The 20709-nt window shown below is 33.8% G+C and carries 17 protein-coding genes; 2 read left to right on the top strand and 15 right to left on the bottom strand.

What is annotated here, in order from left to right:
- Window positions 1-765: 765 nt before the first annotated feature.
- From SB689_RS10815 to SB689_RS10750, 14 genes are all read right to left on the bottom strand, one after another.
- Window positions 766-1452: a hypothetical protein gene (locus tag SB689_RS10815; RefSeq protein ID WP_410692133.1), complete on the bottom strand. Its 687-nt coding sequence runs from the start codon at window positions 1450-1452 to the stop codon at window positions 766-768.
- Window positions 1453-1464: 12 nt separating this feature from the next.
- A complete protein-coding gene (rfbD, locus tag SB689_RS10810) occupies window positions 1465-2325 on the bottom strand; it encodes a dTDP-4-dehydrorhamnose reductase (protein ID WP_410692131.1) in 861 nt (286 codons plus the stop codon).
- 3 nt (window positions 2326-2328) lie between these two features.
- The gene (locus tag SB689_RS10805) at window positions 2329-2814 is read right to left on the bottom strand and encodes an acyl-CoA thioesterase (protein ID WP_410692130.1); all 486 of its coding nucleotides are present in this window, start codon (window positions 2812-2814) and stop codon (window positions 2329-2331) included.
- 70 nt (window positions 2815-2884) lie between these two features.
- Window positions 2885-3385, bottom strand: coding sequence for an OmpH family outer membrane protein (locus SB689_RS10800; protein WP_123981167.1), 501 nt, complete (start codon window positions 3383-3385; stop codon window positions 2885-2887).
- Window positions 3386-3451: 66 nt separating this feature from the next.
- Entirely contained in the window at window positions 3452-4015 is a 564-nt protein-coding gene (locus tag SB689_RS10795; protein ID WP_410692128.1) for an OmpH family outer membrane protein, read from the bottom strand.
- A gap of 8 nt (window positions 4016-4023) precedes the next feature.
- Window positions 4024-6561 (bottom strand): outer membrane protein assembly factor BamA, encoded by a 2538-nt coding sequence (gene bamA, locus SB689_RS10790; RefSeq protein ID WP_410692127.1) that lies wholly within the window; start codon window positions 6559-6561, stop codon window positions 4024-4026.
- Window positions 6562-6589: 28 nt separating this feature from the next.
- On the bottom strand, window positions 6590-7339 hold the full coding sequence (gene uppS, locus SB689_RS10785; protein WP_410692126.1) for a polyprenyl diphosphate synthase: 750 nt from the start codon (window positions 7337-7339) through the stop codon (window positions 6590-6592).
- 6 nt (window positions 7340-7345) lie between these two features.
- Entirely contained in the window at window positions 7346-8239 is an 894-nt protein-coding gene (locus SB689_RS10780; RefSeq protein WP_410692125.1) for a DUF6089 family protein, read from the bottom strand.
- A gap of 214 nt (window positions 8240-8453) precedes the next feature.
- Window positions 8454-10943: a polysaccharide biosynthesis tyrosine autokinase gene (locus SB689_RS10775; RefSeq protein ID WP_410692124.1), complete on the bottom strand. Its 2490-nt coding sequence runs from the start codon at window positions 10941-10943 to the stop codon at window positions 8454-8456.
- 2 nt (window positions 10944-10945) lie between these two features.
- Window positions 10946-11815 carry a polysaccharide biosynthesis/export family protein gene (locus tag SB689_RS10770; protein WP_410692123.1) on the bottom strand — a complete coding sequence of 290 codons (870 nt, stop codon included), beginning with the start codon at window positions 11813-11815 and terminating at the stop codon, window positions 10946-10948.
- 36 nt (window positions 11816-11851) lie between these two features.
- Entirely contained in the window at window positions 11852-12970 is a 1119-nt protein-coding gene (locus SB689_RS10765) for a glycosyltransferase family 4 protein (protein WP_410692122.1), read from the bottom strand.
- A 110-nt stretch (window positions 12971-13080) separates the two neighbouring features.
- Window positions 13081-14085 carry a glycosyltransferase family 2 protein gene (locus SB689_RS10760; protein WP_410692121.1) on the bottom strand — a complete coding sequence of 335 codons (1005 nt, stop codon included), beginning with the start codon at window positions 14083-14085 and terminating at the stop codon, window positions 13081-13083.
- A gap of 3 nt (window positions 14086-14088) precedes the next feature.
- Entirely contained in the window at window positions 14089-15159 is a 1071-nt protein-coding gene (locus SB689_RS10755) for a formimidoylglutamase (protein ID WP_410692120.1), read from the bottom strand.
- A 249-nt stretch (window positions 15160-15408) separates the two neighbouring features.
- Entirely contained in the window at window positions 15409-16497 is a 1089-nt protein-coding gene (locus SB689_RS10750; RefSeq protein WP_410692119.1) for a glycosyl hydrolase family 43, read from the bottom strand.
- A 209-nt stretch (window positions 16498-16706) separates the two neighbouring features.
- Between SB689_RS10750 and SB689_RS10745 the strand changes: the two genes are divergently transcribed.
- Together SB689_RS10745 and SB689_RS10740 are read left to right on the top strand one after the other, a co-directional pair.
- The gene (locus SB689_RS10745) at window positions 16707-17639 is read left to right on the top strand and encodes an alpha/beta hydrolase family protein (protein WP_410692118.1); all 933 of its coding nucleotides are present in this window, start codon (window positions 16707-16709) and stop codon (window positions 17637-17639) included.
- A gap of 22 nt (window positions 17640-17661) precedes the next feature.
- On the top strand, window positions 17662-17892 hold the full coding sequence (locus SB689_RS10740) for an ankyrin repeat domain-containing protein (RefSeq protein ID WP_410692117.1): 231 nt from the start codon (window positions 17662-17664) through the stop codon (window positions 17890-17892).
- An 86-nt stretch (window positions 17893-17978) separates the two neighbouring features.
- On the opposite strand, the gene topA is transcribed toward SB689_RS10740, so the two are convergent.
- Window positions 17979-20564, bottom strand: coding sequence for a type I DNA topoisomerase (gene topA, locus SB689_RS10735; RefSeq protein ID WP_410692116.1), 2586 nt, complete (start codon window positions 20562-20564; stop codon window positions 17979-17981).
- Between the last annotated feature and the right edge of the window lie 145 nt (window positions 20565-20709).

Raw genomic sequence — 20709 nt, 5'->3', positions numbered from 1 at the left:
TACCGATCCACATCTCGTTTTTCAGTGGGGCAAAAGTACTCCATTATACCCTACCACTCCAAATCTATTTAACATAATGTTCATGTAAAACTCCTATTGTGGAAAAGTTTCATCTCTAATTTATTGATATAAATTACTTTATGGCATAAGCTATAGTTATCCACAGGATTCGATTATATTTTTGAAAGATCTGGGAATGCGCGTTCGGGAGGGTTTTGGAGCTTTTAATATGAATTGAAAGGATTTCCTTTTATATAATAAGTATACTATATATAAGGTATAAGAAAGTAAACCTCATAGGTTTTGAAAACCTATGAGGTTGGGAGTCGTGAGAAGTTATGCTTGAGGAACGCTTTTTTTATTTCCCACAGATTTTCGCAGATTGGCACAGATCTTAAACTAGGGTTTGAGCGTGGAAGAGTTGGAGAGGATGAGTCTAGATCGGTTTTGGAGTTAGGGAAATGTGTAGGAGAATGTAGATTGATAAGTGATTAATGTCTGAGAAAAAATCTATTACGAGAAAAAGTAATAAGAATGTACGATACCCTAGCCCGGATTGGAGCGGCATCCTTTTTGGGGCGGCCGGAGCGAAGCGAAGGCCGGCAACAAAAAGATAGAGCGGAAAGCCGGATGAAGCTCCTGAAAAATTTTGAGTTGGAGAGAATGAGGGTTGGAGAATTGGAGAGTATGAGAGTATTTGTTTTTGAGATTGCTTCGGCGCTGCGCTTCTCGCAGTGACAATTTGGGAAAAGAAAAAAGCAGAGTTTAATGACTCTGCTTTTCTTTATTATATATGGTGCTTAGAAATTCTGCGTAAGATTTCTCTAAGCCTATTATATCGCCGGATTTTAAATTTAATCCTCCGACTCCTGTTTGGTCAGATTTTATTTTTGCGGCGGAAATCTGAAAATATTGGTTTTCTTCTTCGGCTTTAGGCTGTAGTTTTATTGTTGAACCTAATAGTTTCTTTGTAGAAATTGCATAAACTTCTCCCGGCACGGTTTTCACCATTGTATATGATCGTGGAGACAAGGTATAGTCTTTTTTATTTATGCTTATTTTTTGATCTTTATCCGATGAAGCAAATAAATAGATATTCCCTTTTTGGTTTAAAAATTTCTCTTTTGAGATATAATATAAAGCGAGTTTATAATTTGAAGGATTGAAAGCCTGTGAAGAGCCATCAATATTTTCAAATGGTTTTAACGAAAAAGCGTTGGCGCCAATTTCTTTTGCTTTCTTATATATTAAAGAAAAAACTTCAGCATCATTTTTTGAGAATCCCTGAACTTCGACTTCGCCCAACAATTCGGCCTGTTTTGCTTCTTCGTCTATTTTGTATAAAAATTTATCTATGTTCTCATGTGTTTTTTCAACCTTGGTTAAATAAACATTCTGAGCACTGAAAAACTGAACAAAAAAAACAAAAATGATAATTCCTAAATTTTTCATTTATCTATTATATTATTGTGAAAGGATTTCGACGCATTCTTCCAGACTATTTTCCCAATGTTTTGGTTCAATTTTATACGTCTCTTCAATTTTGTCTAAACACATTGTACTTCTTTTCGGACGTTTTGCCGGAGTTGGATATTGTTCGGTTGTTAGTGCATTTAATTTTACTGAAGATTTTGAAAATTCAGCGATCTTTTTAGCAAATTCAAACCAAGTTGTTTCGGGGTAATTTGAAAAATGGAAGACACCGAAAGTTTTCGTTGGAGTATCAATGATATTCATGATTGCTTCGGCTAAATCATTTGCGTTTGTAGGCTGACCATATTGATCTGCAACAATTCCTAATTCGTCTTTTTGTGAAAATAGATTCAGCATCGTCTTCACAAAGTTTTTATTGAACTCTGAATATAACCAAGATGTTCTCAGAATAATTGTTTTAGGATTAATTTCTAAAGCCAATTCTTCTCCCTTTAATTTTGATTCTCCATAAACGCCGATTGGATTTGTGAAATCATCTTCAGAATAATCAAGATTTGTTTCTCCATCAAAAACGTAATCCGTGGAAACATGAATTAATATTGTTTTATTATCAAGACAAGCCTGAGCAAGATGTGCTACACCGTCTGCATTTACAGCAAAAGCTTTTTCACTTTCTTTTTCGGCAAGATCTACCGCCGTGTAAGCCGATGCATTGATACAGAAATCCGGTTTTTCATTATTAAAAAATGTGTTTACCTGAGTTTCGTCTGTAATATCCAGAGTTTGTGAGTCTGTGAAAACAAATTCATAATCAAGTTCAAAATCGGGAGCAATTTTTCTTATGCAGTTCCCCAATTGACCGTTGCTTCCTATTACTATTATTTTTTTCATTTATTATGAATTTTTCGCGTTTTGTGATCTTAAAAATTTAACTCTCGACTGGAAATCTTTCTGGTCTAAATCTACGTAGAATTTATGAAATGTATCTTTGATATCTTCCGGATGAACTTCCGATTTTCTTGTTTTAATATTAAAATAGATTATCGTAACCCATAAAACGGCATGAACTGTTTTCTCGTCCAAGCTTTTCATTAAAATCTCCACTTTTGCAGTTCTATCCTGTATCTCGATCGTTTTGCTGCTGATCACAACCTGCGTATTGTATCTTACTTCTTTTAAATATGCTATTTCGTTTTGAATCGCTATCCAAGTACAGCCTGTTTTTTTAGTGTATTCTTCATAAGTAAAACCGTAGAATGTTTCTACATGATCTTCTCTTGCATTGAACATATAATCCAGGTATTTCACATTATTTAAATGCCCGATCGGATCACAATCACTAAATCTAACTTTAACCGTAGTTGATACTTCTTTTTCCATTTGGCAAAAATAAAAAAACCACCTCTAAAAGAGATGGTTAGTTTTATAAATCTTTGTTAATTTGTTACAATTAAAGACCTAATTCTTTTTTTACAGCTGGAGTAGCATCAACACCTGCTTTGTAAACAAAAGCAGAAGAGTTAGCATCCATTACGTAATCATAACCGTTAGCTTTAGAAACTTTAGTTACAACATCGTTTAATTTCTTTTCAACCGGCTCATAAGCTGCATCTCTTTTAGCAACGAAATCTTTTTGAGCTTTATCTTGCATTTGGTTGATCTCGTCATTCATTTTAGATAATTCAGCTTCTCTTGCTTTGTTTTCCTCAGCAGTTTTCTTAGGAGCTTCTTCAGTATATTGCTTTAATTTAGCTTGTCCAGCGTCAGCTTTCTTTTTGATTTCAGCTTGTTTAGCATCTAAGAAAGTTTTTAAGTCAGCATCTGCTTTTTTCTTTTCAGGCATTGCTTCAAGAACACCCATAACATCTAAAGTAGCAATTTTTTGAGCTTTTGCCATACCTACAGATACAACCATCATTACTGCTGCAAATAATACACTTAATTTTTTCATAATTGGTAAATAAATAATTTAATTTGTTTTTAGATTTTAAATATAGGTAAAAGTTAATTATGATAATTACTTTTTACCTTTCGTACTTGTTTTTTCCTTTTTATCAGATCCAGATGAACCTTTTAATAAAACATCCAATACTTTATCAGTATAATCGAATCTTTTTTGAAGGAAAATAACATTAACGTTATTGGCTTTATCAAGAACTATGCCCAAGCCATTCTTCTCAGACATGGTTTTGATGGCATTCCAGATCTGATCCTGGAAAGGTACCACTAAACTTGTTCTTAGTTTAGTGATCTCACCATTAGCTCCAAACCTTAAACTAGTAGTAGTTTTGATGTTTTTATCCAAATCCATCACCTCCTTTTCTCTAAGCTTTAATTGGTCTCCAACTAATAATACTTTTTCGTTCTCAAAAGCTGATCTTTTCTTTTCAAACTCAGACTGTAAGGTCTGAAGTTCTGATTGCCAAGTATCAATTTGCGAATTTAATCTGGCTTCCGCTTCTTTATATTGAGGTAATTTATCCAAAATATATTCTGTATCAACTACACCAACTTTCTGAGCATTGCTCAATCCGAAAAGCAAGAATAATACAAATGTGAAAGCAAATTTAAAATTTTTCATATTGCGAATTATAATGATTGGTTCATCAAGAAGTGTGTCTTCCATCCTGAAGGCTCAGTTCCAGTAACTGTTTTATCAAATCCGTAAGCAAAATCAAACCCGATCAATCCAAATGCACCCATGTAAACTCTTACCCCAACACCAACTGATCTTTTTAACTGGAATGGATTATAGCTACCCCATGAGTTCCAAACGTTACCTCCCTCAGCAAAAGTTAATGCATAAATTTTAGCAGTCTGGCTCATTGAAATTGGATATCTTAGTTCTAAAGTAAATCTGTTATAGATTGTACCTCCTCCTTTTTGAGTAATATCTTCTGATGTTCCACCATAAGTAGAAGCATTTTCGTAACCTCTCAAAGGAATTAGTTCTCTACCGTCATATCTACCTCCGAAAAGTCCTGTTCCTCCTACATAGAATCTTTCAAATGGCGGAGCACCTAAGTCTTTGTTATATCCGTCCATGAATCCCATTTCAGCAGAAGATCTTAAAACCAATTTTCCGGCAATTTCGTTGTAAACGTCAGCTTTAAACTTGATTTTATAGAATTCCATCCACTTATACTTTTCAGTAGGACTCATTGTTGAATAATCTTTGTTATTAAACAATGAATATGGTAATGTGAATTTTCCTGAAAGTTCAATATTAGAACCCGTTGTTGGGAAAATTGGGTCAATACCCGCAGAGTTTCTGCTTAATCCAACATTAAGACTTAAGTTATTTGCAGTTCCATAATATTCAGTAGTATCACCGAATTCAAATGGATAGTTACTAAAGTCATATTTCTGATACTGAATACCTGTGTATAATGAGAAGTAATCATCCGGCCATTTCAATAATCTGTTTAGACCTACTGAAGCGGAGAATATATTTAACTTCTGAGCACTACCATAAGCATCAGAATATTTTACTCTTGAAGTATTCAAGCTTACAGAAAGTGCAGTTGGTCTTGTTCCGAATAACCAAGGTTCTGTGAAAGATACCCCGTAGTTTTGGAAATATTGTCCTGCCTGTGCCTGAATAGATAATGTTTGTCCATCACCTTGAGGAACTGGTCTAAAGTCTTTAAACTTAAGGAAGTTCTTCAAAGAGAAGTTGTTGAACGTTAATCCTAAAGTTCCAATAAAGCTGTTACCACCGTAACCTGCCTGTAACTGAACCTGTGAAGAACCTTTTTCAACCAATTTCCAGTTGATGTCTACTGTGTTATCCTGTTGATTTGGCTGGATGTCCTGACCTACCTGCTGTGGATCAAAGAATGACATTCCCGCTAAATCAAAATATGTTCTTTTAATATCACTTTTAGCAAAAAGATTTCCCGGCTTTGTTCTTAAAGCACGAAGAATAACGTGGTCATGCGTTGTTGTATTCCCTTGCCAAGTAACTTTATTCCAAGTTGCTTTTTCTCCTTCATTGATACGGATCTCAAGATTAATCTTGTCTCCATCAACTGATTTTTCAACAGGTGTAACGTTAGAGAAAAGGTAACCGTTGTTCATGTAAACAGACTTGATATCAGAATCATCTTCTTTACCTCCGTCTTCTCCAACTTTTTTGTTGAATCCTACTGCATCGTAAATATCACCTTTCTTATATCCTAAAAGTCTTTGTAAATAATCTGTAGGATATACTGTATTTCCGGTAAACGTAATATCACCAATGTAATATTGCTTCCCTTCTTTAAGTTTTACGTTGATCTCGTAGTTATTGTTCTTACCTCTCCATACAGAATCAGAAACGATAGCTGCGTCTCTATATCCTAAAGAGTTATAATAACTAACAAGGCTTTGTTTATCTTCCTGATATTTTTCTTCAATGAATTTTGAAGGCTTCAAGATACCTCCAATACTAAATCTTCTTTGTTTAGTTTCTTTGAAAGCTTTGTTTCTAAGTTTAGAATCTGTCACAGTCTCATTTCCTTCGAATTCGATGTGATTGATCTTTACTTTCTTACCTTTGTCTACATTAATAGTCCAGTCTACCAAAGCAGGATCGTTCGCATTTACTTTATCCTCAATCGTGATCTTAGCATCTGCAAATCCTTTTTTGATGTAATCTTTAGGAATATTCGTTTTAAGGCTTGAAACTAGATTTTGGGTAATTTTCGTTCCCGGCTTCAGATTGTTGTCTTTTGCCAGTTTTTCGTTTTTAGATTTCCCGATTCCTTTACCCTTAAATTTCACTTCTCCAAGTTCTTTTAAGTCCTGTAAATAGAATTTCAAAACTACAGTTTCGCCTTCAATACTTTGTACATAGACCTCTACTTCCGAAAAAGATTGAGTATCCCAAAGCTTTTTGATAGCATTGCTGATTTTTTGCCCGGGGATATCTACATTTTCTCCTTTTGACAATCCTGTAAATCTTAAGATCTGTGCAGGTGTGTATTTTTTAACCCCATCTACAACGATGTCTTTAAGCATGTAAGAGCCAATTTGGCTGTCTGCATGCACAGGATTATTCACTTTGGTGCTGTCCTGTGGCGTTACCTGTCCATAAAAATGTGCAGAAGCAACAAACATAATGATGGGTAATAGTCTAAACTTCATTTTATCGTAGTCTTTCTTTTCTTAAATTTTACTGAATCTTTATTTGTTCACCAGTTAGGCCGTATCTCCTTTCTTTGCTTTGATAATCTACAATGCACTGAAAGAAAATATCTTTAGAAAAATCCGGCCACAGAACATTTAAAAACTGCAGTTCTGCATAGGCGATCTGCCAGAGGAGGAAATTACTTATTCTAGTTTCGCCACTTGTTCTTATTAATAAGTCTACAGGTGGGAAATCTTTAGTATAGAGATAGTTTTCGAATAATTTTTCATCAATATTTTCAACATCTACCTTACCTTCCTTTACATCAGCACTAATATTCTTAACGGCATTCAGTATCTCATTTTGTGAGCCATAGCTTATCGCTAATACCAAATTACCTTTTGTGTTTTCTTTTGTAAGTTCTACCACGCGAAGTAACTGATCCTTCACTAGTGGCGGCAATTTTTCCAAATTACCAATAACATGCATTCTTAACCCTTTAGTGAAAATTTCTTCGGCTTCCAGCAATAAAGTTTCTGCAAGCAGATTCATTAAAGTATCTACTTCATCCGTAGGACGTTTCCAGTTTTCCGATGAAAACGTGTATAGCGTTAAGTATGGAATGTGTATCTCATTACATGCATTAATAGCATTTCTTACTGCATCGATGGCATTTTTATGACCAAAGGTCCTTTCTTCGCCTCGAGATTTTGCCCATCTTCCATTACCATCCATAATGATAGCAACGTGTTTTGGTAAATTCTCAGAATCTATTTTATCTTTAATCAACGACATAATTAATTAATCACAATAACATGGTGGTCTTCCGAAAGAATAAGTAAGACCTAAGCTTACTGTATTCATCCAATCTTTAGACTTTAAATCTCCAATATTTCTTTCACCAATAAGTTTCGCTTCTCTTTCTTTAGATACTACATAATAAGCACCCGTCTGAAGTAAAGACCCACCTGTAGAAGGACTTAAAATATCACCATTATAACTACTAGTAACGTCTTTATCAAGAACCTTACTATGATCCAACTGATCCGTTAATGTATATCTAAATGTAGCTTCTGCAAATATTGCCCAGCTATAGTTAAATTTATATTTTAAACCTACTCCAAAAGGAATATGCATTGTTGTCTTTTTCCCTGTTGTATAGACAGCTGTAGTGGTAAAATCTAATTCATTGATAGGAGCCTGCGCTACCCCATCTGCATCTCTTCTGAAGTCATTTACCATGTTTGCCTTTGGTGCATCAAACATCAAAGCTCCAACCCCACCAAAAATATATGGGCTCAGCATACCTTTCTGTTCATTGTTCACCGGGAAGAAATTGTATTCAAACATTAAACTAGCCTCGTAAACATTGTTTTTTCCTCCTGCATTTCTATTTTGTCTATATTCTTCTTTAGCCGCCTTATCACTGAACTGGATCTGATTATATCCTAGATCTAATCTTACAGTTTGGTGTGGGTTAAAATTAAACCTGTATAAAATACCTCCATAAAATGGGATGCCCCAATCCGACGCCTTATTTAAATCCAACGGCTTTTGTAAAATATAATTCGTTCTTCCTATATCACCAACTAGGTTACTCATCCCTAGACGAACCCCCAATTCGTTTCTTTGAGCTTTAATACTTACCACAGTTCCCAAAACGGCAAGGAAGCTAAATAATAATTTTTTATTCATAAAAGAATATGGATTTATGGTTATTTTAAAATTTAATTTTTGCAAATATAAAACATTTTTATATTAATGATAATCTTAATGTTTAGTTAAAAATAAACAAAAAAACATAATTTGTTATAAAGTAAACGACAAAGTAGCAAAAATATTCTTTTTTTAATAGATTTAAAATTCTTAAATACATAATAAACCCCCATTAAATGAGGGTTTAAAAACACTATTTTTTATTAAAGATCGTTCTGGCCTTGTTTCTTATTCTTATTAACAATGGCTCTTTATAATTTTTATCTTCATCGAAATATCCGTATCCATAGCCATATCCGTATCCATAACCGTATCCATAGCCTTGTTTTGCGTCATAATCGTTATAAACTAAGCCTAAATGCTCAATCTCATTATTATGATATTTCTCAGTAATCATTTTCAGCATATACTTTTCAGTGTATTCGTGACGAACAACATAAATATTAGCATCTGAATATTTCATTAATTCATAAGAATCTGCAACCAAACCTACCGGAGGAGAGTCAATAATGATATAATCATATATATCCTTAAGCTCTTCAATGAACTTAATATTTTTATCACTCATTAAAAGCTCTGAAGGATTTGGAGGAATAGGCCCTGAAGTAGCAACATCAAGATTCGGAATATTTGTTTTATTAATAATCTGATCTATAGAAACTTCACCCGTAAGATAATTAGAAATCCCGTATTTATTATCGATTTTAAAATCTCCAAAAATCTTTGGTTTTCTTAAATCCATTCCTAATAGGATTGTTTTTTTATCACTTAATCCTAAAACGGAAGCTAAATTGATTGAAACATATGTTTTACCCTCACCTCCAATTGATGAAGTAATTAATATTGTTTTGCTCTTGCCATTTTCACCTGACAGAAACCTCATATTCGCTCTAATCCCTCTAAACGACTCAGAAACAGAAGACTTTGGCTGTTCAAGAACGGTAAGCATATTCTCATTGCTATTATTTCCGATAACTCCTAATAATGGAATTCTGGTAGCATTCAATAGCTCTTTAATATTTCTGATTCTATTGTCAAGAACGGTACCTATCAAAATAAATAATAATGGCAGAACCAATAATCCTCCAAGAATTGCAGCCTTTGTTCCTTTTACATTAGGGCCAATTGGTCCTTGTCCAAGGTTTTTAGCAGGGTCAATAACTGTGATATCAGACTGATTTGTAGCCATTCTCATTTGAGTTTCATTTTGTCTAGCTAACAAGCTGTTATAAGTTGCTTCGATCATGTTATATCCTCTCTCAGCATCCAGATATCTTCTTTGTTTTTCAGGATAAGTAAGCAAGTCTGAATTAGCACTTGAAACCTGCTCGTTAATCTTATTAATTTGATCATAATATCCTGTATAATAATTTCTTAATGAATTAGTTGAACTTAATTTAGCATCATTAATCAACCTATTAATTTCAAGCATAGGCTCGGAATTTGGTTTATAAATGGAAGCCATTTCTCTCCTTTTAAGATAAAGAGACTTCAGTTCAGATATAGAGGCTGTAAAAAGACCATCTTCAAAACCAGCTGCATTAGTACTGATCATTTTATCAAAATTCTGAGTTTCCATTGTACGTTTTATGGTATTCAGAGAACTCAATTTACTTTCTAAATCAGCTTTTTTAGCTTCAAGATCTTTTATTTTACCTAGAGACTTTTCATCTCTATCTTTGATATCATAAAGCTTTTCAGTTGTTTTTAAATAATTTAAAACAGCAGCACTAGAATCTAACTTTTTTCTTATTCCATCAAGATTCTCCTGCAAATAAGACTCTGTATTTTTATCTACTGTATTTTTATCTGCAAATCTTTTTTTCTGTAATTCGGCTACAGATTTATTTAGAAAACTAACTGTACTATTTAGATTATAGCCTGTTTTAGTAATAATCATAATACTGTTAATTTCTTTATCAAATTCTACCCCTATTGTAGAAACAATGTCATTAACAGACTGATTAACAGAATTAAGATTAACAATAATCTTATCTAAAACAATTTTAGACTTTATAGGATTCTGGATTAATCTAAATCTCAAATTTGGTGATGTATACCACTCTCCTACTTTAATGACTTTATTAGCAGGTCTTTCATAAGCATTAATACTTTGAAAACCTTCAATTTCATAGCTATATAAATTTGTGGATTGACCTTCCTCAGGCAAAACAACTTCATATGTATCATTACTTTTTGGCATCAAAGTAATGGGATAATTAATTTGCTGTGCATGTTTTTTATCTATTTGCAAAAAAACAGGGGAGTCATCTTTGTCTAAATAAGTAGACTTTATAGATCCTTTTGTAGAATAATCCACAAAAAGATCCAATCCTTTTACAAGAAATTCATTATGAGATCTTGATAAAAGCATTTTTTTCAAATAAATCCCATCCTGATTTCCACCTTGTCCATATATGAAATTAATAGACTGATTTGGAGTAAAATAACTAGATGTATTATTTGAAATACTTAATGATAAATTTGAAGCATAGACATTTTGCGCATAATATTTACTATAGACCCACGAGATCACATAGCCAATAAGCAGCATAAATACAAACCAATACCAGTTCTTTAGGATCTTTCTCAAAAAATGCTCAATATCGAACAATGAGAAAGAACCGTGTTTTTCCTTTTGAGAATCATTTTTCTCTACAGTAGCGTCTTTTCCTGGAATCATGATTAAAGGTTTTTTATAAGTAGAAAAATTGACAATGCCGTAGTAAATACACCAACTCCCGTCGTTAAAGTTTGTATTGGATCTTTTCCAAATCCGTTTAAGCTCTTCGCTCTTGTATTAAGATAAATCTCATCACCATTTTGAACATAATAGTAAGGAGAATTCATAATATCTTCACGAGTAAGGTCTATTCTTGCAACCTTAATACCTTCCGGTAACTTTCTGTGAATCACAACATTTCTTCTATCAATAGTTCTGTTCATTCCTCCATTAATCGCTAAAGCTTCAGTTATCGTAAGTATGTTTTTATGAACTACTTTTTCTCCTGTAAGACCTGTTGTTTCAACATCGCCTAATATATAAAACGTAATTCCGTTGGTATTCAGTCTTACTTCAGATTTCCCTTCCTGGAAATTTTCATTTACTTTATCCTGTATCTCTTTGGTAAGATCTTCAATAGTTCTTCCTTCTGCTTTAATATAGCCAATTCCAAAGATATTAATGTCACCATTGGAATCAACCTTTAATCCGCTAAAATAGAAACTCATATTACCTCCCTGGCTACTACCTCCGCCAACGACTCCTCCCCCAGCTCCTCCTGCACCACTCGCACCAGCAGAAACATTAGATCCGGATGTATTTAAAGAAGAGTAAAATTGTGCAGCATCCCCTTTAGGAGTGGTCACAATATTAAGATTTAAGAGGTCGTTTTTAGTAATTCTGTAAACGGGAACATTATAAGGAATCAGCCCCTCCTCATTTATTACGAGGCTTTCATTAGGTTGCATATATCTTACATCTTTTGTAGTAATACATGACGTAAAGAAAAAGGGCAATACCAAAAGGAATAAATATTTATAAGTCTTCATCATATTTTCAAGTTGTTTGCAAAAATAAAGATTTAATTGTTACTTTTTATTATTTCTTAAAACATATATAAAATCAGGCAAATAAGCTCCCAAAAAGCCTAAAGCCAATATGATTAATAGTAATAAATTTATATTTGTGTGTCTAAAACAATAAGCAACTGTTACAATAAAAAGATAATACACAATGATATAAAAAGTAGATCTTCTGTGCGTAAGATTAAGCTTTAATAATTTATGGTGTATATGGTTTTTATCTGCATCAAAAGGCGATTTTTTATTACAAAGCCTTATCACAATAACATTTAATGTATCTACAATAGGAAGGATCAATATCGCAACTGCAATTACGGGTGCAGACTGCAAATGATACTTTGGCACATTCGGAAGATCTTTATCTATAAAAATATCTATAAAACAAATAGCAGTGAATGCAAGTAAGAATCCCAATAACATGGAACCTGTGTCTCCCATAAAGATTTTATTGGTTCGGTAATTTGACAAATTATAATATAAAAATGCCAAAACTGCTCCGATGATTACACCAGAAAGAACCACCAACGGATAATTATACTCTCCTAATCTATAATAACTTACACCAAAAAGAGCACAGCATATCAACGAATAACTTCCAGCTAAACCATCTATACCATCTATCAAATTAAAAGCATTAATAAGGATAATGAAAGTAATAATACTAAATACAATGCTTACGAAATAACTAAGCTCATAAACACCACATATCCCGAATAAACTTCTTATTCGGATATCAGAACCTATAACAATCAATGCCGAAACAACGATCTGAGCAACCAGTTTTTTATACGCTCTCATCACCACAATATCATCCATTACCCCGATATATAAAAGAATGACCAGCGATGCAAATAGAAATTTGTAGAGGTCAAAAAGCTCATACGCAAAAATAGAAGTGCATATTCCTATTGAATAGAAAATAGCGATTCCTCCTAAATTTGGGATCTTTCTCATGTGAGAACTTCTAACGCCCGGTTCATCCATCAAGTTCTTCCTTCTGGAGATCTTGATAATGGTAGGTACTGAAAAATAGGTGATTAAAAAAGAGAACAAAAAACCTAACCCTATCTTCACGTAGAAAATAGAAATTCCGGTTTCGGTTAAGAACAATTCAAAATTCTTCATTTTTTTTTCTAATCAAGTACATGTGTTTCCTTATAACTTTTAGAGAAGCTTTTATATTGGGATTTATAAAAAGTTTCTACTAATCGAAACAATCGTACTAACATTTGTGTTTACATTAATTTTCTTATCAATTTCTTCTGTCCAGCAAAAAATAAGAGATAAAAAATCTTTTTTTTCAGTGGCAAAGATAAAAGATAATTTTTATCAAAACGACTATAGTTTAATATATCTTTTATTTTTATATCTCTTTCTTTCATGAAAAGCTCTAATTTATTGGCCATATCGTAAAAAACGTTATCATTTTTCACAAAAGCGAGATACGCCAAAAACGAATAAACTCCCTCAAAAATCTGAAAGTTTTTTAATTCCAGCTTCTTTTGAGCGTATTGAGATTGTTTAAAAACAGCCTCAACATCTTCCACGGCTTTTAAAATATCAAGTCCTTTTTCGGTGTGAGTTTTAGTGATAGAATCCGTTCTTTCCAAATATTGGTAATGAAATTTTTGAGTCTGCGCTATGTTTTCACACTCTAACAAAAGCTGCGGAATAAGCTGAATATCTTCAAAATGAACTCCCTTTTTAAATCTTTTATCATTAAAAAGTTCTTTTTTGAATATTTTATTACACGCAAAATAACTTAAATCGGAGAAAACTGAAAAATTGTTTTCAAGATCAATATTTTCCGGCATATTGGGAATTTGCGTCAATTTTTGAGTCACGTTTCCGTGTTGATCTACTTTTTGAATATTGCAGATCACCATTTTTGACTGATGCTTTTCAGCTAGATTCAGCATTTCTTCGAACATCGTCTCCGTAACGTAATCATCACTGTCTACGAAACCGATAAAATCACCTGTAACTCTTTCAAGTCCGAAATTTCGAGCGTCACTAAGACCTCCATTTTCTTTGGAGAAAGGTTTTATTTTTTCGGGATATTTTTCAGCGTATTGTTTAATAATTTTCTCAGAATTGTCCTTACTTCCATCATTTACAACCAAAATCTCAATATTTTGAAGCGTTTGGTTAATTAAAGAATCAAGGCATTTTGCCAAGTAATTTTCGACATTATAAACGGGAACAATTATGGAAACTTTTTGGGGAACAAGTTTTATCATACCTTATATTTTCGTCAGTCTTGCATTCAGCCAGCCTTTTTTGGCTTCATCAAAATCCTTCCTTGAACACGGAATGCAGTTTTCTATATTTTCATCATCACCAAAATACCACAAATTACTGAAAGTATCGCGCTTGAAAGCATATTGCCTGTCATCAATCAAAACATAGAAAATTTCGTAATGCCTTTCCTTTGGATGTGAATGTTGTATATTAATTCCTTCAATCAAATACCAGATCATTTGTGCTAAAAGCTGGTGATTTAATTGATTATCGGAGTAAATATTATAATTAAAAATCCCTACAGATTTCAGGTTTTCGCTCAAACCGATTTCTTTCATGTAAGCGCAAATTTCTCTCCGGTTCAATCCATTCACCTGTGGATTCATCGAAAAAGGTTCTCCAAAACTTTCAATCGCATCACAATTTACCGTCACAAGATCTGCTTTTCTGAAAAAAGGTTCTGTTTTTTCGGTAGAATTCATCATTTCCGCTAAACGGATAATGTCAAACTCCACTTCTTTGATCAATCTTACAGAATCAACTTCATTTAAATGTTTTTGATATCCTAAATGATGGTAATTTTTAATTGAAAAATCCTTAGTTCCGAACATTTTACTTAAAAAAGTATGTTCGTTAATATTTTCACCTTGTTTTAGGGAAATAACATTGCTTATCTGAGTATAATTAATATTTTTCTTATGAAAATTTAAAGCTGAAAAAAGCGAAAAAGCAAAATCATTTGACCCTCCAATAATGATCGGAATCGCCCTTTTATAGTGACATGCAGATAAAACCTCCTGCAAAATATAATGAGAATCCTGAACAGATTTCCCTGAAACCAAATCACCCAAATCTACCAACGGGATTTCAAAATCAAGTTGTGAAAGCTTATAAAACTCCTTTCTTATTGCTGTAAAATCCTGTACTTCTGCATCACCATTCGAACCTCTGTAATCCGAAACGAATAAAAGAACAATACTGTCTTCCTTTATATTTTTCGTGATCTGATTTCCGATCTGCCAGCTTTCAGTTTTGAAATTTCTTGGTGAAATGATAAAATCTTCAAAATTCATTTATATAATTAATCTAAATTATTTTCACAAACATACAAAAAACCTCATCAATTTGGTATTGCATGACGCTTTTTGTGCATAAAAAAAGCCGTTAACGTCTAATGTTAATGGCTATGTAGTATTGGTGTAGTAGTTTTTTAATATTGACTTTTTTATTGGGCGTATTTTTTCAGATTAAAATTATCAACCTTGTCAAAGTTTAGAACTTTGACAAGGTTTTTGAATGCTCAACTCTCTCTCTTTTAAACTTTAGGATTTTAAAATCTCAAAAATAAAAGTCGTAGAAGTTTCAAATTTCCCACCTTGTGTTGCGCCGACTAAAAATTTAGGTGTTTTTCCGTCTTTATCGAACAAAATCATTGGGCGTTCCAATCTTCCGAATCGGTTTAAATTTTTCGGAGGAGTCGGTTCCTGAATGTAATGTTTCATATTAAGATAAGCGATTTCCGGTTTCGTCCAGTGAAGACCATCTTTTGTGGTTAAATGTAGGCCATATTCGTGATTAAAAAATCCCATATCACGGGCTATCATGTGAAATTTTCCGTTTTGCTTCCATACAAAAGCATCTTCCAATTGGGCATTGTTGGGTAACGATGAAAAATCAATGACCGGATTTTCGGATACTTTTTTGTAAGGTCCCATTGGAGAATCAGCTTTTGCGAGTCCATATTTTCGGTTTCCTCGGATGGGACCTTTTTGGGTTTCATACTCATGGGTGTTCCAGGATTTATAAAACAGCCAGTATTTTCCGTCGTTTCCTTTTACAAAAGCCGGATTTGTGGTGCAATGATCGTCCCAAGAACCTTCTTTTCCGGGAAGAAGTAAAGGTTGTTCTGGTCTTATCCAATCTCCATCAAGGCTTTTTGAAGTCGCCAATCCGATTCTTTTAGTATTTGTTTTTCCGTTGGAATTTCCCATGAAAAATAAATAATATTGATCGTCTACTTTTTTGATTAAAGGATTATGACAGGTTGTTGCATCCCAAAATTCGCCACCTCTGGGAGTGAGAATAACTTGTTTATGCTGAAATTCATCAAAAGGAGAATCCGCTTCTGCTCTACAAATCTCAGAACCATTGAGCCAGCCGCCCATTCCCTTTTCTTTTTTCCATCGAGAATAGAAGAGATGAAATTTTCCGTCTTCACCCCAAATCGGAGAACTGCACCAGATGTAGTAACCTTCTAACGAAAATTGCCGTCCGATTGGTTTTAAATTAAAGTATGGCTTTTCTTCTGAAGATAACATACTTGTAAAAGATGAACCAAAAACTACCGCTGCGATTCCTAAAGCTGAAGTTTGTAAAAAATCTTTTCGGGTAAAGTTTTTGGGAGTGCTCATATCATATGATTTTCAGCTAATTTAGAAGAATCATTGTAATGAAGTGTCCTGTGGTTTGGGGGTTGATTTAATGATTAATCAGCAATTTGTAAAGATTGGAAAAATGATTACATTTGGTTGATTAAGTTTCTCTTATAAACAAGTTGCCTGCAATGTAATAACCACGAGCGTGAGACTTTACTACAATAATAAAGGACTAATAAACTAAAATGAAAACTATAAATAAATTGACTGTTTTAAAAAACACTCTAAGTACAAAACAATTTTGCAGGAATTTTCTTCTGATATTATTTCTTTTTACTACTATTAATCACCTGTCAGCTATTCCTCAAAGCTTTACAACTAAAAATATAAAATTCCTGAGCGAGGGAGATTCGCTTGCGGGAACAATTTTTAAGCCTGATCATATTTCTGCGGCTGTTGTAATTGTTCATGGATCCGGACAGGAAAAAAGGATGACAGAATTTGCAACATTATTAGCTAAAAATGGTATTGCTGTTTTGACTTATGACAAACGTGGTGTAGGAGAATCTGCCGGTATATATGCCGGACCTGAAGTAGGAACAAATAATGTAGACGCCTCAAACCTTAATCTTTTATCTCTTGATGCAAGTGCTGCTGTGAATATATTGTCTACATATTTATCAAATAATCAGATACCACTAGGTTTAATTGGTGGAAGCCAAGCTGGATGGATCATTCCTTTGGCTGCAGAGAAAAACAAGAAAGTCAAATTTATGACTATATTTAGTGGAGCGTTGATAACGGTAAAAGAGCAACTTAGGTTTCAGTTTTACACAAACGGAAATTCAAATTTTTGGGATACACATACAGAAGAAGATGCCCGTAAACACACCATGACTGATCCTGATAAATATGAATTTATAGACACAGATCCACTTAATGTTCTTTCCAAATTATCAATTCCGGGAATATGGATTTTTGGAGGTAAAGATATTCAGGTACCCGTTAATCTATCGATTGAACATCTAAATACATTAAAGTCTAAAGGTAAACGCTATGAATATAAATTATTTCCAACATTAGGACATAATACGGCTTTTTCACAATCTGAAGAGCCTATGAAAGATGCTATCAAATGGATGAAAAATATAAAGACATCGACATCTCAAAAACACTGACAAAAAAAATATTAATATAAAATTGAAGTTGGAAAACGCAGATAAAATATGGGAGCTACTTGAAATGTGCTATTATGGTCATATTGATCAAGTTAAACGATTATTGGAAGAAGGTATTGACCTCAACGGAATTGGTTACAATGGAATGTCGCCATTAGATGCTGCGAAATATGGAGAAAATGACGATATCGTTGAATATCTTTTAAGTATGGGAGGAAAAGAAAAATTAAACTCACCCGATGAAATAGATTAAATAATTTGATGTTGCAGATTTGCAATATTCGACTAATAAAAAAGCACAGACCAAAAATCTGTGCTTTCTATTTTATTAAAGATTACTTATTTCTTAGCGGCAGGTTTTTTAGCCGGAGCTTTTTTCGCTGTTGTCGTCTTCTTCGCAGCTGCAGTTTTTGTAGTAGCTTTCTTAGCAGCAGGTTTCTTTTTCTCGGCAAAAGCTTTAGGATCCTGATCTGTGATCCATTTTTTAACCTCATCTAACGAAATATCTTTCAGTTCGTCTGCTTCATATTTGGTATCATCGCTTTTCTTCGGAATTTTGAACATTGCTTTCCCGAATTTTACGAATGGTCCCCATCTTCCATTTTCAACTGAAATTTTCTCTTTTTCCCACTGTTGAATGTATCTGTTGGCTTCTTTTTCAAGCTTAGCATCAATTAATTCATTGATGTCGCTTTGAGAAAGATTATCGAAATCATACTTCTTAGGAACGTTTACGAAAATGCTTTTATATTTGATGAAAGGTCCGAATCTTCCCGTTCCTTTTGTTACACCTTCGCCTTTATATGTTGCGATTGGAGCATCTGCTATTTTCTTTTCGTGGATGATTTCTTCTGCTCTTTCCTGATTTACAGACAATGGATCTTCACCTTTCGGGATACTGATGTACGTTTCGCCCCATTTTACATAAGGACCGAATCTTCCAACTCCCACTGAAACCGGCTGATCTTCAAAACTATTTAATTCAAAAGGTAATTTGAATAATTCCATCGCTTCTTCAAAAGTAATGGTTGCGATGTTCTGACCTGTCATTAATGATGCGAAAGTCGGTTTTTCTTCATCTTCCGTTTCTCCGATCTGGATCATTGCTCCAAATCTTCCAATTCTTGCGTGAACGTTTTTACCCGTTTTCGGATCTACTCCTAAAAGCCTGTCTCCGTTCGCACGATCTGCATTTTCTTCAACATCTGCAATTCTAGGGTGGAATTTAGAATAGAAATCGGTCATCATTTCTTTCCATTTTTGTCCACCGTTTGCAATTTCGTCAAAACTTTCTTCTACTCTTGCCGTGAAACCGTAATCTAAGATCTCCTTAAAGTTATCTGTAAGGAAATCACTTACAACTTCCCCGATATCTGTAGGAACGAATTTATTTTTATCCCCTCCGAATTTCTCATCAAGGATTACTTTTTTAATTTTATCTTTTGCTAAAGAAATCTTTACCACTTCTCTCATTTGTGGCTCGATTTCTCTCTTATCTACATACTCACGATTCTGGATCGTTTGAATTGTCGGCGCATATGTTGACGGACGACCAATTCCCAATTCTTCCAGTTTCTTGATTAATCCTGCTTCCGTATATCTTGCACTTGGTCTTGTATACTTTTCTGTAGCAGTGATGGTTTTGTATTCCAAAACTTCACCAACAGTAACTTTCGGAAGTAATTTATCATTGCTTTCATCATCATCATCTTCAGCCTTAACGATTCCGTAAGCTTTTAAGAAACCATCAAAAATGATAACCTCTCCCTGAGCTTCAAAATGTTGTGGAAGTTTTGCATTTCCGATCTCGATAACAGTCTTCTCAATTTTGGCATTTGCCATCTGAGAAGCCAATGTTCTTCTATAAATTAATTGATATAATTTGCTTAATTGAGCATCACCAATACTTTGTACTGAGAAGTCGGTTGGGCGAATTGCCTCGTGAGCTTCCTGTGCAGAAGCAGATTTTGTCGTATAATTTCTTGGAGAAGAATATTCTGATCCGTATTCTGATGTGATTTGTTTTTTGGCGCCTTCAATAGCTTCCTGAGAAAGGTTTACTGAATCCGTTCTCATATAAGTAATGTAACCTTCCTCGTACAGTCTTTGTGCGATACGCATCGTGTTGGTTACGTTATATCCTAATCTTGAAGAAGCTTCCTGCTGCAATGTAGACGTTGTAAAAGGTGCAGATGCAGAACGCATTCCCGGTTTGGTTTCAACATTCAGAACTTTAAATTCTGTTGTTCTTGCCTGCTCAAGGAATTTTTCAGCGTCTTCTTCTTTTTCGAAGTCTTTTTTAAGTTTAGCAGCGATATCCTGCTGTGTATTATTTATGAAAACCCCATCCAGTTTGAAACTAGCTTTTGGCTTAAACAGACGGATTTCTTTTTCTCTTTCAACGATTAATCTTACAGCAACAGACTGAACCCTTCCTGCTGACAATCCCGGTTTTACTTTTTTCCAAAGTACCGGAGACATTTCAAAACCTACGATTCTGTCTAAAATTCTTCTTGCCTGCTGAGCATTTACCAAATTCTGGTCTATATCTCTTGGGTTTTCAATTGCTTTTAGAATAGCGTTTTTAGTAATCTCGTGAAAAACGATTCTTTTTCTGTTTTCCGGCTTCAGTTTCAATTCATCTGCTAAATGCCATGCAATAGCCTCACCCTCGCGGTCCTCATCGGAAGCCAGCCAAACCATTTCTGCTTTCTTTACTGCGGATTTTAATTCTGTTACCAGTTTCTTTTTATCTGCCGAAACTTCATAATCCGGATTGAAGGTCTCAAGGTCGATACCCATCCCTTTTTTAGGTAAATCCCTAATGTGTCCAAAGCTGGATTTTACTTCGAAATCTTTCCCTAAATATTTCTGAATAGTTTTTGCTTTCGCCGGAGACTCTACAATTACTAAATTTTTCGACATTCTAAAATTTTTGCAAAAGTAAAGCTTTTTTATTATATACTTTTTGTTATCCAATTTTAATTTGGCAACTAACAGAATTTAATTAAGACTTAGTAAAAAGAATTTTAAGCAATTCATTCCTTTATTCAAGGTAGTTTACCCTTAA

This window comes from Chryseobacterium sp. SIMBA_038, from assembly GCF_046535115.1.
GTDB lineage: Bacteria > Bacteroidota > Bacteroidia > Flavobacteriales > Weeksellaceae > Chryseobacterium.
Note: the sequence above shows the minus strand (reverse complement) of the source record. Positions and strands in the feature narration are given on the sequence as shown.

Excerpts from the sequence above, each read along its gene's own strand:
- SB689_RS10815 (WP_410692133.1), bottom strand. The coding sequence starts at position 1,452 with ATGAAAAATTTAGGAATTATCATTTTTGTTTTTTTTGTTCAGTTTTTC.
- rfbD (WP_410692131.1), bottom strand. The coding sequence starts at position 2,325 with ATGAAAAAAATAATAGTAATAGGAAGCAACGGTCAATTGGGGAACTGC.
- SB689_RS10805 (WP_410692130.1), bottom strand. The coding sequence starts at position 2,814 with ATGGAAAAAGAAGTATCAACTACGGTTAAAGTTAGATTTAGTGATTGT.
- SB689_RS10800 (WP_123981167.1), bottom strand. The coding sequence starts at position 3,385 with ATGAAAAAATTAAGTGTATTATTTGCAGCAGTAATGATGGTTGTATCT.
- SB689_RS10795 (WP_410692128.1), bottom strand. The coding sequence starts at position 4,015 with ATGAAAAATTTTAAATTTGCTTTCACATTTGTATTATTCTTGCTTTTC.
- bamA (WP_410692127.1), bottom strand. The coding sequence starts at position 6,561 with ATGAAGTTTAGACTATTACCCATCATTATGTTTGTTGCTTCTGCACAT.
- uppS (WP_410692126.1), bottom strand. The coding sequence starts at position 7,339 with ATGTCGTTGATTAAAGATAAAATAGATTCTGAGAATTTACCAAAACAC.
- SB689_RS10780 (WP_410692125.1), bottom strand. The coding sequence starts at position 8,239 with ATGAATAAAAAATTATTATTTAGCTTCCTTGCCGTTTTGGGAACTGTG.
- SB689_RS10775 (WP_410692124.1), bottom strand. The coding sequence starts at position 10,943 with ATGATTCCAGGAAAAGACGCTACTGTAGAGAAAAATGATTCTCAAAAG.
- SB689_RS10770 (WP_410692123.1), bottom strand. The coding sequence starts at position 11,815 with ATGATGAAGACTTATAAATATTTATTCCTTTTGGTATTGCCCTTTTTC.
- SB689_RS10765 (WP_410692122.1), bottom strand. The coding sequence starts at position 12,970 with ATGAAGAATTTTGAATTGTTCTTAACCGAAACCGGAATTTCTATTTTC.
- SB689_RS10760 (WP_410692121.1), bottom strand. The coding sequence starts at position 14,085 with ATGATAAAACTTGTTCCCCAAAAAGTTTCCATAATTGTTCCCGTTTAT.
- SB689_RS10755 (WP_410692120.1), bottom strand. The coding sequence starts at position 15,159 with ATGAATTTTGAAGATTTTATCATTTCACCAAGAAATTTCAAAACTGAA.
- SB689_RS10750 (WP_410692119.1), bottom strand. The coding sequence starts at position 16,497 with ATGAGCACTCCCAAAAACTTTACCCGAAAAGATTTTTTACAAACTTCA.
- SB689_RS10745 (WP_410692118.1), top strand. The coding sequence starts at position 16,707 with ATGAAAACTATAAATAAATTGACTGTTTTAAAAAACACTCTAAGTACA.
- topA (WP_410692116.1), bottom strand. The coding sequence starts at position 20,564 with ATGTCGAAAAATTTAGTAATTGTAGAGTCTCCGGCGAAAGCAAAAACT.